The sequence below is a fragment of the Wandonia sp. genome (assembly GCF_984588085.1).
In genome coordinates this window covers 1-14,334 of sequence record NZ_CFIGVI010000009.1, presented here as the reverse complement: position 1 = coordinate 14,334, position 14,334 = coordinate 1, and the positions used below count along the sequence as shown (strand labels likewise).

Below are 14,334 nucleotides of genomic sequence, written 5' to 3'. Positions count from 1 at the left end.
GACGGAAGACGTAACGTTCTTCTTCCTACAAACGTAGTGAGCTTTGATCCGCATATTGGTGTGGAGATCGGGTTTAAGAATATTGTTGCTGTACGTTGTGGATTTGGTAATTTCCAATATGTTACCAACTTTGATGAGAGCAGACAGTTAACTTTTCAACCAAATATTGGTTTAGGAGTTCATTTTAAAGGAGTACACGTGGATTATGCCTTTACGGATATAGGTGATGCATCTGTTGCCTTGTATTCTCACGTAATTTCCCTTAAATTAGACTTGAAAAAACCTAAAGGCAAAAAGAAAGCCGAAGACACTTAAATCGTTAGCCTATGCGAGTAATTTTACTACTTGTCGCAATTTTATCAATGATTCCATCATTTGCTCAGGTATTTGGTAATGAGTGGATTGATTATAATCAAAGATATTACACATTTAAGATTTGGGAGGACGGAGTATACCGGATTTATCAGGAAGATCTTGTGAATTCAGGAGTTCCGATAGAAACGGTCCCGGTAAACAGAATTCAGATTTTCGGAAAAGAGAAAGAGCTTCCTGTATATGTGCAGGATAATGGAAATGGCGTATTTGAAGCGGGAGAGTATATAGAGTTTTACGCTGAAAAAAATACGGGATGGATTGATTCTATTTTGTATCAAAACCCGGACGCTAGTGCTAATCCGGCTTATAGCCTTTATAATGATACTTTACAATACTTTCTGTCCTGGACAACAAATACTTTAGGAAAAAGATATGTTCAGGAGACAGATGTAAATTATTCATCCTGGCCGGCAAGTCCTTATGTTTGGGGTAAGTCCATCGTTAGTCCGAACAATTTTTATCTGGATGGCCGAAAGGAAGCAGGCTCAAGTTCCTCTTTTTTTGTAGAGGGAGAAGGATGGGGAAACGGGCATGTTAATGGTGTTCCAAATGGAGCCTCACAGAATTTCTCCATGTCTATTCCGGGTTACTACTCAGGTTCCGGAGCTCCACCATCTGTGGTTCATGCTAAAGTCACGTCAAATTCAAATGCCGCCGCCAGTGGAGTGAATAACCATCATTTGCGCTTATTCTTTAATGGAAGCCTTATGGTGGATACGCTGTTCAATGGGTATAAACAGATAAGAAGTACAAAGAGCTTCAGTTCTTCGCTGCTTACAGGTCCCAATGCTGTTATTAATATGACGGTTGTTAATGATTTGGGAGCGGCGACCGATTATCAGGCATTTACATACGGACAAATCGAATATCCGAGAAACTTGTCTGTTGATGGACGTTTTCTGAAATTCAGGCTTGAGCAAGGGACAACGGCAAAATCACGTTTAGAGTTACTTAATTTTGCTGGTACGAATCCCGTAGGGTATGTCTGGGGAGGAACCGTTCCACGAAGAATCCCTATTGTAGGGTCAGGTACGCGTTATGCAGTTGTTCCAAATTCAGTTAACGGTATTCAACACATGGTTGTAGTTACTGAAGAAGCAATTCGTTCAGTTTCGGGCGGCTTTCAGGCAGTAAACGGGAATGGGTTCTTTACCAATTATATGACGCAGAACTATGAAAGTTCCGTTTTAATGATCTATCCGTCCCGGTTGGCTCAGTCGGCAGCTCAGTATCGGGATTATCGCCAGAGTTCAACCGGAGGTAACTATAATGTTGTCTTTGTTAATGCGGATGAATTATACTTACAATTCGGAGGGGGAGTCGAAAAACACGTATTGGGAGTACGGCGATTTGCTCACCTGGCTTATAACCTGGCATCTGCAAAACCACTTGCTCTGTTTCTTATAGGAAAAGGTATTCGCGAAGCCAATGAAGGTTCGGGATCCATTGCCGGAGCGAGAAAAAGCACTACTTCATTCAGAGATAATTTGGTTCCCTCGTTTGGTTATCCGTCTTCCGATATCTGTATTACCGCTGGTCTGGAAGGAACACACTGGGAACCTCTGATTCCTACCGGACGTATTGCTGCTAACTCCAATGAAGAAGTATTGGTGTATCTTTCTAAGGTACAGGAGAGCGTGCTGGAACAAGATCCGTTTAGTATTTACAACTCTGCTTCCAAAGACTGGCAAAAGCACGTACTGCATTTTGGTGGAGGATCTTCACCGGGTGAAATCAACACGATTCGCAGTTATCTGGAAAACATGAAAGTACATCCGGAACGGGAAAAATTCGGCGGCTATGTACACACTTATATTAAAGAAAGTTCAGATCCGTTTGACCCAGTGTTGTTGAACGAGGTGAAAGAAAGAATTGACGAAGGTGTTTCGGTGATGACGTTTTTCTCACATGCTGCACCCGGAGGATTTGAAATAAATATTGATGAACCCGATAGTTGGAGTAATTCAGGACGTTATCCTTTGGTAATTGGTAATGCCTGTTATACGGGAGATATTTTTCTGCCGAATGCCCCTTCTGCTTCCGAGAAATTCGTACTTATACCGGAGAAAGGCGCAATAGCATTTTTATCTACTGTAAAACTTGGTTTTGCTTCTTATCTGCATACCTATTCGAATGAATTCTACCGGCAGTTTGCAAAGAACTCATACGGTTCCGGTTTAGGTGAACAAATTCGGTCAACGGTGGTACAGGTACAGAATACCATCAGTAATTTCATCATGGAAACTACCTGTACGCAGATGACGCTTCATGGTGATCCTTTGGTGAAAATTAATCCGCACAACAACCCTGAGATTGAAATTACAGAACAAAGCATTTCTTTTTCACCCTCCGAACTTGATTTAAGTGTCGATGAGTTTGAATTGAAACTGGTGGTTAAAAATCTGGGGCAATCGATCATTGATTCCATAAATGTTGAGGTGCGGAGACAATTCCCCGGGCAATCGGCAGATTCATTATACAGAAAAGTGATTCCTCGTTTGGATTATATTGACACGGTTGTTTTTACGATGCCGTTGCAACCAAATGTTGCAGTCGGACTGAACCAGTTTGAAGTTGCAGTAGATATTCCATCTTACATACCAGAACAATATGATGAGGTAGACAATAACCGGATTGTTCGGACATTTTTTATCGATGTGGACGGAATAGTTCCTGTTTTACCTTATGATTTTGCTGTGGTACCTCGTGATAGTGTTGTGATTAAGGCTTCAACTGTAAATCCTGTTGCTGAATTTAACACCTATCGTTTTGAGATTGATACAACGGATCTTTTTAACTCTCCATTCCGCAAGTATGCACTAGTTTCGGGAGAAGGAGGAGTGAAAGAAGTATTTCCTTCAGTATGGAGAAACAGTAACTCAGGAAGTGTCTCTCCTTTAGTGTGTGCAGATAGTATGGTGTATTTCTGGCGTGTAGCAATTGAGGGATCTGATCCGGATTGGAGAGAGAACTCATTTCAATATATCCATGATAAAGAAGGATGGGGGCAGGATCATTTTTTCCAGTTCAAGAAAAACACCTTTACTTTTTTGGATTATGACAGGTCGATTCGTCAAAAAGATTTTGAAACGTACAGTGGTACTGTAAAGTGTGACGTCTGGGATAATGCGAGTAACGTAACTACGTTTTCCGAAACACAATGGTTCATCAATAATACGATGATTGATTATGATATGTGTGGAACATCTCCTTCGTTGCATGTCGCTGTTTTAGATCCCATCACACTGGAGCCATGGTACTCCCGTGGAATACAAAACGGGCAGGAAGTGAATTCTGATAAGAACTTCAATAATGCGAACGATCTTAGTAACTCGCCTCCTTGCCGGGAGCGTCCGGAAGGATATTTTGTTTTCAGACAAAATTCTTTGCAGCAACTTCAGGCGTTCGAGAATATGATAATGAATGAAATTCCTGACAGTGCGTATGTATTGATCTATTCAACCATTCGTGCGGATTACACCTCGTGGGATGCGTTGTATCCGCAAGTCTATAATGTGTTTCAGGCATTAGGTTCAGACTCTGTCTATCAGGGTCGGGATAACCGAGCCTTCATTTTCTTTGGAAAAAAAGGGACAGATGTATATAATGAAGAGGTTGTGGCACAAGTGCCGGGAGAATTAATTTCGTTGAGTGCTCCGGTTTTTGGAGTGGATTACTTTGGTCAGGAGAGATCGGTATTGATAGGTCCGGCGGCTTCGTGGGAAGCAGTATACTGGAAACAGGATCCGTTGGAAGTTCCACCTGGTGATACAACAAGACTCTTGATTTCGGGATTAGATGTATATGGGAATGTGCAGTCTGTTATAGACACCATGTTTACACGGAAGGATTCGATTATCAACCTGTATAATCTTATGGATGCATCTCTAATGCCCTATTTGCGTCTGGAAGCACGATATGAAGATAAATCTTTCCTCACACCTGCTCAGATAGATCGTTGGCATGTGTTGTATGAGCAACTTCCGGAAGCCGCTATTGACGGAACAAACGGTTTCTATTGGTCTGCGAGCTCGGATACTGTCCCCGAGGGAACATCGCTTTCGTTTGCAGTTGATGTCAGAAATATCAGTGAGCGACACATGGATTCATTGTTGGTGAAATATTGGGTGCAGAATCAGAACCAGGAGATTATTCCCATAGCTTATCCCCGACAGGATTCATTAAGGATAGGAGAGGTTTTGAGAGATACCATTACATTCGAGACGTATGGAATGTCAGGGTTGAACTCACTCTGGATGGAAGTCAATCCGTATATTATGGGAAGTACAGTTGTAACAGATCAGCCGGAACAGTTCCACTTTAATAATATCATGCAGATTCCATTTTTTGTTTCAAAAGATAATATCAACCCGTTACTGGATGTTACTTTTGATGGAGTACATATTTTGAATGGAGATATCGTAAGTCCGAAAAGTGAGATCGTAATTTCATTAAAGGACGAAAATCCTTTCCTCTTAATGAGTCAGGATGCAGATACTTCTTTGTTTGCAGTTTACCTGAAGCACCCGGATGGGGTTCAAAAGAGAGTCCCTTTTATTGACGGAGACGGGAAACAACTGATGGATTGGATTCCGGCTTCTGATAGCTATAACAAATTTAAGATCATTTACCATGGAGACTTCCCGGTTGACGGTGAATATATGCTGTTGGTGCAGGGTACCGACCTTTCCGGCAATTTATCCGGAGATCTTGAGTATAGAATCGGTTTTGAAGTAATTCATGAATCCACGATTACGTACCTGATGAATTATCCTAATCCGTTTAGCACAAGAACAAAGTTTGTGTTTACGTTAACGGGTGACAGAGTTCCTGATCATATGATTATTCAGATTATGACAGTGACCGGGAAGGTTGTTCGCGAAATTACAATGAATGAATTGGGTCCTGTACGTATAGGTCGGAACATTACAGAATATGCATGGGATGGGAGAGATGAGTTCGGAGATCTCTTAGCTAATGGAGTGTATTTGTACCGGGTGTTGACGGATTTGGATGGAGATAAGATAAAGCATAGAGACTCAGGAGCTGATCAATTCTTTAAGAAAGAATTTGGAAAGATGTATTTACTGCGTTAACATTTGGAATGGGAATTCAATGGTCTTGAATTACAAACTTTTTTTATCTTTCTGTATCACAATCTTTTATTGGTTTTTACAGGGCGCTGTTTAACAAAAATTAGGTTAAAATTAGATTTGGAAGTGCAATAATCGGTTTTAATATAAGCTGCTTCTTCATGATAAATTAGCTAACTTTGAGGAGAATATAATTTACAAATCCGGTTTCCCGAATTCATGAAACAAATAACTTTTTTTCTGTTTTTATTTGCTGGCGTTTTAGCGTACGGTCAAAACAATGTTTCCTGGTCGTATGAATACGATCGTAAGGCAAAAGAGGTGAAAATTTATGCTGATATTGAAGAAGGCTGGCACTTGTATTCTCAGATATTGAAAAATGATATTGGACCGATTCCGACTACGTTTGAATTTGAGAAGAATCAGGATGTAACAGTAGTTGGTAAAGTTCAGCAGCCAAAAGCAATAGAAGCGTATGACGCAAACTTTGGTGCAAATCTTGATTATTTTGAAGGAGAAGTAACTTTTTCTCAAAAGGTAAAAGTGAAAAAAGATACCGTTCTTTCCGGTTCGGTATATTACATGGTGTGTGATGACCAGAGCTGTTTACCACCAACGGAAGTGAAATTTGAAATTACGGTCAAAAAATAGAAATTGAATTATGACATACACTAAAATGATAACATCGTTTTTTGCTGTACTATTCAGTGCGATGGCTTTCGGTCAACCGGGAGACAGTTGGAAGAATTATGTTACGTGGAGTTTTTCTGTAGATTACCATGATAATTGCGAAGCTACTTTGAATGCTACGGCAAAATTAGCTGAGCATTGGCATATCTTCTCGATAACACACGATCCGGATAAAGCAGACTTTATTGGAATGCCGACTACACTGACGTTTTCAAAAAGTGCCTCTTATGATCTGGTGGGAAAGGTAAAAGAATCTAAGAAGCCCATCGTCTTTAAAGATGACTTTGGTGAGCAGGTTTACCATGAAAAACAAGTTACTTTTTCGCAACGAATTAAGTTAAAGACAGACGGAGAATTTGACGTTAAAATGGAGTACGAATTCCAGATTTGTGACGAGAACGGCTGTCTGTTTCCTCCGGCACCGGATCATACGTTTAAAATTAAGGCAAATACCAACTGTGGAGTTGTTAAACCTGCCGAAAATAAAGAACAAACGGGTGATAATTCTTCGCAAACAGAAGAGAATTCGACACCTGATAAAATAGCTGCTTCAGACGGGACGGTTGTTACTGCTCCACAAGATAGTACAGAAAAAACAGCAAAGAAGGAGGGGACGGCGTTTGTTCCGATTGATAATTCAAAAGACGCAAGCAGTGAAAAAGAAGTGAATTTATGGTTGATTTTCCTGGCAGGCTTTGGTGCCGGGTTAGCCGCTTTGTTTACACCCTGTGTTTTCCCCATGATTCCAATGACAGTAACTTTTTTTACCAAGCAGTCCGGATCGCGGGCAAAAGGAATAGGAAATGCGGTTATCTACGGATTGTCAATTATTGTTATTTATGTTTCCATCGGATTGCTGATTAATCTTCTTACGGATAATGCTTCTGTTGTGTATGAGGTCTCTACGAGTGCTACACTGAATCTGATATTCTTTGCTATTTTCATCATTTTTGCCTTTTCTTTTTTGGGTGCTTTTGAAATCCAACTGCCAACTTCGTGGATTAATAAAACCGATGCCCAGGCAGATAGAGGAGGACTTATTGGAATATTCTTTATGGCAATAACGCTTGTTCTGGTCTCTTTCTCGTGTACAGGACCAATTGTGGGGACAGCACTTGTAGAAGCAATAGCTTCCGGCTCTGTGATTGCTCCAGCAGTAATAATGGGAGGTTTTGCAACAGCGTTGGCTCTTCCATTTACTTTGTTTGCCATATTCCCAAGTTGGTTGAAAAATCTTCCACAGTCGGGAGGTTGGTTGAATAGTGTTAAGGTGGTTTTGGGACTTCTTGAAATTGCATTGGCGATGAAGTTCCTGAGTATGGTCGACCTTGCTTATCACTGGGATATTCTTACACGCGAAATCTTTGTGGCAGTTTGGGTTGTTGTTTTTGTAATCATTGGGATTTACCTGTTGGGGAAAATTCAGTTTTCGCACGATTCGCCGGTTGAGAAACTTACAGTAACACGTTTTATGTTTGCCTTAACAGCCTTGGTTTTTGCCGTTTATTTATTGCCGGGTATGTGGGGAGCGCCTTTGTCAATGATTGACGGAGTTGCACCGCCACGAACACATTCAGAAGATAATTTCCGTTTTGTGAAAGGAAATCCGGAGTTTGAGGTAACTGATTTATTTACGGAATATCGCTCACACATGCACGAAGTAGGAGATGGTTCGGTTCTTGTCTTCCATGATCTTGAAAAAGCTCAGGAATATGCAGAAAAAGTTGATAAGCCGGTCCTGTTAGACTTTACAGGACACTCATGTGCGAATTGTCGTAAGATGGAGTCAACGGTTTGGATCAATGATAAAATTCGCCCGATACTTCAAAACGAAGTGGTAATTGCTTCGTTGTATTGCGATGACAGGGAAAAGCTTCCGGAAGAGGAGCAGGTATATTCAGAAAACCTTGGTGGAAAAATGAAGACGGTGGGGAACAAATGGTCAGATTTCCAGATTGGTAAATATGGACAAATCTCACAACCGTTATATGTTATGACGCACTGGGATGGAAGTGATCTTTCAGAACCTTTGGGGTATGAGCCTAATATTGGGAATTATCTTTCTTTCCTCCGTAAAGGAATTGAAAACTACAAGAAGTACCAAAGTACTATGGAGTAGATGTAGATAGAATTTGATTGTAAATAAAAAGCGGGAGATTTTTAATTTCCCGCTTTTTTATGGATTGTTTTTTTATCCTTTCAGTACCTTCAAAAAGGTCATCCACATAAGTTTTAAGTCATGCAGAAGCGTTGGGTTTTGCAGGTATTTTTTGTTAAGATCTATCTTTGCGGGCATAACTTCATGGATATATGTTTCCCGCGGGTTTTCAGCTGCTCCCAGGATTTCATTTTCATGAAAATATTCAAGTGAAGCATAGTCTGTAATTCCTGGACGAACGTTTAAGATCTCACGTTGCTGCGTAGTATACAGATCAACGTATTCCTGTACCTCCGGACGAGGCCCTACTATAGACATGTCACCGATGAGAACATTCCAGAACTGAGTGAATTCATCCAGTTTCGTTTTTCGAAGGAAATAACCGACACGGGTAATCCGGGGATCACGCATTCCAACAGTTAGTTTTCCTGTTTTATCGGCATCTGTTCGCATGGTTCTGAACTTCAACAACCGAAAAACTTTCCCGTTTTTCCCAACCCGTTCCTGCCGATAAAAAATAGTCCCTTTCGAATCGAGTTTAATAGCAAGAGCGATCAATATTCCAAAAGGGAGAAAAACAGAAAGAATGATCAGAGAGACTACTATGTCAAAACACCTTTTCACCCTTTTACCTGATGTACGGCACGTTTAACAGCTCCAATAACCTGATCGACCTGTTCGTCGCTTAAATCATAGTAAACAGGTAAGGAAATCTCATTGTGGTATTTGTTCCACGCTTCCGGAAAATCGGCAATTGAATACCCCAGATTCTTATATGCTGTTAGAATTGGAAGAGGTTGAAAATGTACATTAACTGATACATCCTGATCAAAAATTGCCTGCATGATACGATCGCGTTCTCCTTCCGTTATGTCATCAATACGTAACAGATATAAATGATACGAACTAATCTTCGTATCCGTTGTATATGGAGGCAAAATAGCCCAGGAATCATCCTTAAAACCATTTTCGTATCTGTCGAAAATCTCTTTTCTTCGCGGAAGATTTTCTGAGTCATAACGTTCTAATTCGATCAGACCAATGGCTGCCTGAATATCAGTCATATTACATTTGAAGCCTGGTTCCACCACATCGTATCGCCAGTTCCCTTTTTGGGTTTTGGCCAGAGCGTCCTTCGATTGCCCGTGTAGTATTTTTATACAGAGATCCTTATAGATTTGCTCGTTATCAAAGGGAGCAGGCATATTCAGACAAATAGCACCACCTTCTGCGGTTGTCAGGTTTTTCACGGCATGAAATGAGAATACTGTGATGTCTGCCAGACTTCCGGAAGTACGACCTTTATATTTTGCTCCAAAACTATGTGCAGCATCAGATAATACAGCAATTCTACCTAACTGCTTTTGAAGTTCGTTACCGGGGGAGAATTGCGAACGGATACCCTCTTCATTGACAAGATTATAAATTTCGTCATAGTCACAGGGAAAACCACCTATGTCAACACCCATTACAGCTTTTGTGCGAGGAGTAATGGCTTTACGTATCGCATCAACCGAAATATTGAAATCTGATGCATTAAGATCCACCATAACCGGTTTAGCCCCGCAGTGCAAAATTACATTCGCACTTGCACAATAAGTATAAGCAGGAAGAATCACTTCATCACCTTCAGTAATTCCCAACCATCTTAACATTACTTCCATTCCGGCAGTCCAAGAACTTACTGCTACTGTATGTTCCACTCCGCAGTAGGCAGAAATCTTTTTTTCGAATTCCTTTGTGCGGGGACCGGTCGTGATCCAGCCACTTTCCAAAGCTTTGGTAACTTCATCAATTACGCGCTTGTCAATACGTGGAGGAGAAAATGGAATCATGATAACAGTATTTTTTGGCAAATTTAGAGAAAAGAATGAATGTTGATGTAGCCAGAGAAGATTATTAGACGTATTTGCAGGAATAGAGAGCTGTTGAGTTCTGGCTACTATAGCCTTTAATAGGAAAGAGCGTATTATCGCAACGAAAAAGAAAGAGTATAAAAAAAGCCGGTATTACCGGCTTTTCTAGATCACAACAAATTCATTATTACAATAATGTTGTCGGGCAGACATAATCTGAAATCGTAAACTTTTCAGATTCTTTTATTGCTTTAAAACCACCCTTTACATCAATAAGATTTTCGTATCCGCGTGCTTTGAGAGTTGAGATAAATATCATCGAACGATACCCTCCTGCACAATGCACATGATAAGTTTTATTCTTATCCACCTTTAACATGCTTTCATTCAGGTAATCCAAAGGAGCATTTTCAGCCCCGATAATATGCTCACTTTGATATTCACTTGCTTTGCGTACATCAAGAATAGTAGGGGATTCGACTTCTGCAAGTTCCTCTGCTGAAATAGAAGTAATGGTATCTACTTCAAAATTCTCTTTTTGCCAGGCATCAAATCCTCCTTTAAGGTAGCCAATAGCATAATCATATCCTACGCGGGCAAGACGTGTAATAACTTCTTCTTCCCGCCCTTCATCAGCGATAACCAGAATTTCTTGTTTTACATCCGGGATAAGCGTTCCTACCCATACGGCAAAGCTTCCATCAATTCCAATATTGATCGAGTTTGGAATGAAGCCTTTCGCAAAAGTTTGTGGTGCACGTGTATCCAGCAGTAAAACATCACGGTCGTTAGCTACTGCTTCAAATTCCTTCGGAGAAAGAGCTTTTGTACCTCTCTCCAATACCTCGTCAATACTGTCATATCCCTTGATATTCATCAGTACATTTTGAGGGAAATATCCCGGAGGAGGGGTCAGACCTGTAAGTACTTCTTTAATAAACTCTTCTTTTGTCATCGGTTGAAGAGCATAATTGGTTTTCTTTTGATTTCCCAATGTATCAGAAGTTTCCTTACTCATATTTTTTCCACAGGCAGACCCTGCTCCATGCGCTGGATAGACAATTAGATCATCTGACAAAGGAATAAGCTTATTGTGAAGTGAATCGTACAGGTGAGCTGCTAATTTTTCCTGAGTAAGATCTTTCACTACTTTTTGTGCAAGATCAGGACGACCTACATCCCCGATAAAGAGTGTATCTCCTGTGAAAATAGCGACCTCTTTCCCATTTTCATCAGATAAGAGGAAACAGCTACTTTCCATTGTATGTCCGGGGGTGTGAATCACCTTAATTTCGATATCTCCTAATTTGAAAACCTGATTGTCTTCAGCAATAATAGCATCAAACCCAAGTTCCATTTGTGTTGGTCCGAATACGATTTGAGCACCTGTTTTAGACGCAAGATCTTTGTGTCCGGAAACAAAGTCAGCGTGAAAATGTGTTTCAAAAATATATTTGATCGTTGCTCCATTCTTTTCAGCCTGATCAATATAAGGTTGTACTTCACGAAGTGGGTCTATGATAGCGACTTCATTTCCCGACTGAATGTAATACGCTCCCTGAGCCAGACATCCTGTATAAATTTGTTCTATTTTCATATCTTTTATTTTTCTTGTGAATAATTCCAATCAACGGTACAAAGATCGAAAGTTTTCAGGGCTTAAAAAGTGATATTCGTCACAGATCTTCATATTTTCATCTAACCGTTGCTCATCTTATTTCAAACGAGAGCTAAAAATACGCATTTTATGACATTTTTCCATCCTTAATGGGAGGAGAGCTTATCAGATTTGGCAGCAGACTGAGCAAAAATGCTACTGGAATTATTCCGGCTTGTGTTTCCAAAAATGATTCTGTAAGAAGAGAGAGAAAGAGGCTGATACAAATAAGTCGTTTTATAAATGACAAGCTTCCCGAAGCTCTGATATAAGAAATAATAAATAGAAGTAGAAGCACAAGAAATCCGGGTAATCCAATAGCAAGATAAGTATTCAGAAATTGGTTGTGAGCATTCAGATTCAGCTCAGCGACTCCGATATAACCTTTCTCGTAATTGCGTTGTTGTAGTTGATCTTTAATATCTCCCGTTCCCACACCGAGAACAGGGTTCTCTTTGATTAATTCAGTAGTTGTTTCCCACATGAGAAGCCTTGCCGTATTACTTTCTACGGATTTTACATCCAGGTTTTCATGGTGAACAAGTGTGCGGAGAGAAGCCTTGACTCTGGATGACAGAGAAGGGGTGAATAGAAGAGTCAAAATAGTAATTAAGGTTACAGTCAGTAAAATGATGCTTCCCAACACAATTTTTCGTTTGACCAGTATTAAACGAATAATCAGAGCCAGCGTAATCAGGATAAGAATAATAAATCCCATTTTAGATCCTGTCATGAGAACAGCTCCAAAGAATAGGAGAGAGAAAAATCCGTATAAAATTCGATGTTTTTTCCCCTTAAATACTTCATGCGCACTGAAGATGTAGGCGATTATTAAATAAGTGGCCCAATAACTTCTGTGCATGAAATAGGAAAGTCTTGAATCGAAGAAATAGGAAATATAGCCTCCATGGTAATGATAGTTGTAGGATGCAACGATCAAATCGGTTATTAACGTAATTAAAGCACCGTAAATAAATACCTTACCGAAAGAGGATAACGGTACGCGATATGGGTAAAGTAGAAATAATACAGGGAATAGAATGAATGAAGCTTTCATACCGATGTCACTCCATCCAAATGACATGTTGTGGGAATAGAGAAGTCCCGATAGATGTAAAATCCAAAAAAGCACCAAATAGAAATAAGGCTTCCCAGGGTCAATTAAATCACGGAAAGAAAATCGCTGTTTGTACTTGATTGCACAAAAAATCTGTTCGATGGCAAAGAAAAGAACTGCCATTCCATACCATTTCGGATTAAAGGGTATCAGAAACGCGAAAAGATAAATTCCGATAGGGAATTGCAACACCGAACCGGATTTCCGTCCTATGATTTTTTGAAATATCATTCGATTAATTCGTCTATATGTTGTTCTAAAAAGCGGAGTACCCGTTCGCAATTATTTGTATCTGTCGGGAGATTCAAGATATGCCCGGAACGTTCCTTTGCGACAGGAAAGTCGCTCACCTGTAGCTCCCATAGCCTGAAATTTTCCGGAACGGGATGTATAGGGGAGAGAAACCAGTCTCCTAACCGTATTTTATTTTTTTCGGCAAGACGAAGGAATTTTTCTCTGTCTTTGACAAATATCGGAAATTTGAGAAACGAATGATTGGCGAGTACATGATCCGGATAGTTCCATTTGCCTTTTGTTCGCAGAAAGTCGTTATAGGCATAACCGTTTCTCTTTCTTAATGCCAGATCACTTTCAAGATGAGGTAGTGCTTTTATCCCTGCTTTAACTTGTTCTTCCGAAGCACTCATGAAATACTTCTCCGGTTGTTGGATGGTTGTTAACTCATCATCCGAAGAAGATCCTACTACAAGTCCGGTTTTACTCAAATAACGGTACAGCTTTAATAACGTCCAGTAAGTAGAATCATGAATCAGATATTTGCGAAACGGTATCAGTATACTCAGTACCTTTCTTTGCTTCAGAGAAGGAGAGATAAGCTCCGTATTAATCGTTTCCACCTTTGTTTGTAGTTCACTGTTTTTCACAAGAGAAAAACCTCCGATTCCAGTCGAGAAAGGTTTATTCCATTGTGTTGAATAAAATGCAGCATCACAGTATGTCCCATTGGGTTGTCCATTGTATAAACCGCCAAATCCATGTGTACAGTCTTCGATCGTTTGAATATTCGCAGATCGGGCAAAAGTCATAATTTCTTCCACCTCGCAGGAAAGCCCAAATGTGTTTTGAATGATGATGCATTTGGTAGCCGGAGTTACTGCCTGTTTTATATGATCTAGAGTCGTATTCAGTGTTTGAGGATGAATATCTACATAAACCGGTTTTGCTCCTAAGTACAGAATTGCGTTAGGAACAACTACGCATGTAAAGGCAGGTACAATCACTTCGTCTCCGGGCTGAATTCCCAGCGCTTTCAACAGAGCGTAAAGTGCAACACGACCTTTCCAGTAAAGATTAATCTGGTCCGGATTTGTCTGAAGACAAGTAGCTATTTGCTTTTTGTATTTTTCAGAAGCTGTCATTTTTGAAAA

At 40.2% G+C, this 14,334-nt stretch carries 8 protein-coding genes and 1 pseudogene; 4 read left to right on the top strand and 5 right to left on the bottom strand.

Features of this window, described 5'->3' with window-relative positions; genetic code table 11:
* From AC4PL9_RS05260 to AC4PL9_RS05245, 4 genes and pseudogenes are all read left to right on the top strand, one after another.
* Positions 1–315, top strand: a pseudogene (locus AC4PL9_RS05260) (putative type IX sorting system protein PorV2); the annotation flags it as partial.
* A gap of 11 nt (positions 316–326) precedes the next feature.
* Positions 327–5,471: a putative type IX secretion system sortase PorU2 gene (gene porU2 / locus AC4PL9_RS05255; RefSeq protein WP_491603727.1), complete on the top strand. Its 5,145-nt coding sequence runs from the start codon at positions 327–329 to the stop codon at positions 5,469–5,471.
* Positions 5,472–5,687: 216 nt separating this feature from the next.
* Positions 5,688–6,119, top strand: coding sequence for a protein-disulfide reductase DsbD N-terminal domain-containing protein (locus AC4PL9_RS05250; protein ID WP_491603726.1), 432 nt, complete (start codon positions 5,688–5,690; stop codon positions 6,117–6,119).
* Between the two features lie 25 nt (positions 6,120–6,144).
* Positions 6,145–8,277, top strand: coding sequence for a protein-disulfide reductase DsbD family protein (locus AC4PL9_RS05245; protein ID WP_491603725.1), 2,133 nt, complete (start codon positions 6,145–6,147; stop codon positions 8,275–8,277).
* Positions 8,278–8,349: 72 nt separating this feature from the next.
* On the opposite strand, the gene AC4PL9_RS05240 is transcribed toward AC4PL9_RS05245, so the two are convergent.
* The 5 genes from AC4PL9_RS05240 to AC4PL9_RS05220 form a co-directional block, all read right to left on the bottom strand.
* The gene (locus AC4PL9_RS05240; RefSeq protein ID WP_491603724.1) at positions 8,350–8,940 is read right to left on the bottom strand and encodes a sugar transferase; all 591 of its coding nucleotides are present in this window, start codon (positions 8,938–8,940) and stop codon (positions 8,350–8,352) included.
* Positions 8,937–10,151, bottom strand: coding sequence for a DegT/DnrJ/EryC1/StrS family aminotransferase (locus tag AC4PL9_RS05235; protein WP_491603723.1), 1,215 nt, complete (start codon positions 10,149–10,151; stop codon positions 8,937–8,939). The genes AC4PL9_RS05240 and AC4PL9_RS05235 overlap by 4 nt, the downstream gene beginning before the upstream one ends.
* Before the next feature lie 208 nt (positions 10,152–10,359).
* Positions 10,360–11,769: an MBL fold metallo-hydrolase gene (locus AC4PL9_RS05230; protein WP_491603722.1), complete on the bottom strand. Its 1,410-nt coding sequence runs from the start codon at positions 11,767–11,769 to the stop codon at positions 10,360–10,362.
* A gap of 148 nt (positions 11,770–11,917) precedes the next feature.
* A complete protein-coding gene (locus tag AC4PL9_RS05225; RefSeq protein ID WP_491603721.1) occupies positions 11,918–13,177 on the bottom strand; it encodes an O-antigen ligase family protein in 1,260 nt (419 codons plus the stop codon).
* Positions 13,174–14,334 (bottom strand): DegT/DnrJ/EryC1/StrS family aminotransferase (locus AC4PL9_RS05220; protein WP_491603720.1); only part of this gene is annotated, 1,161 nt, incomplete at its 5' end. The genes AC4PL9_RS05220 and AC4PL9_RS05225, both read right to left, overlap by 4 nt.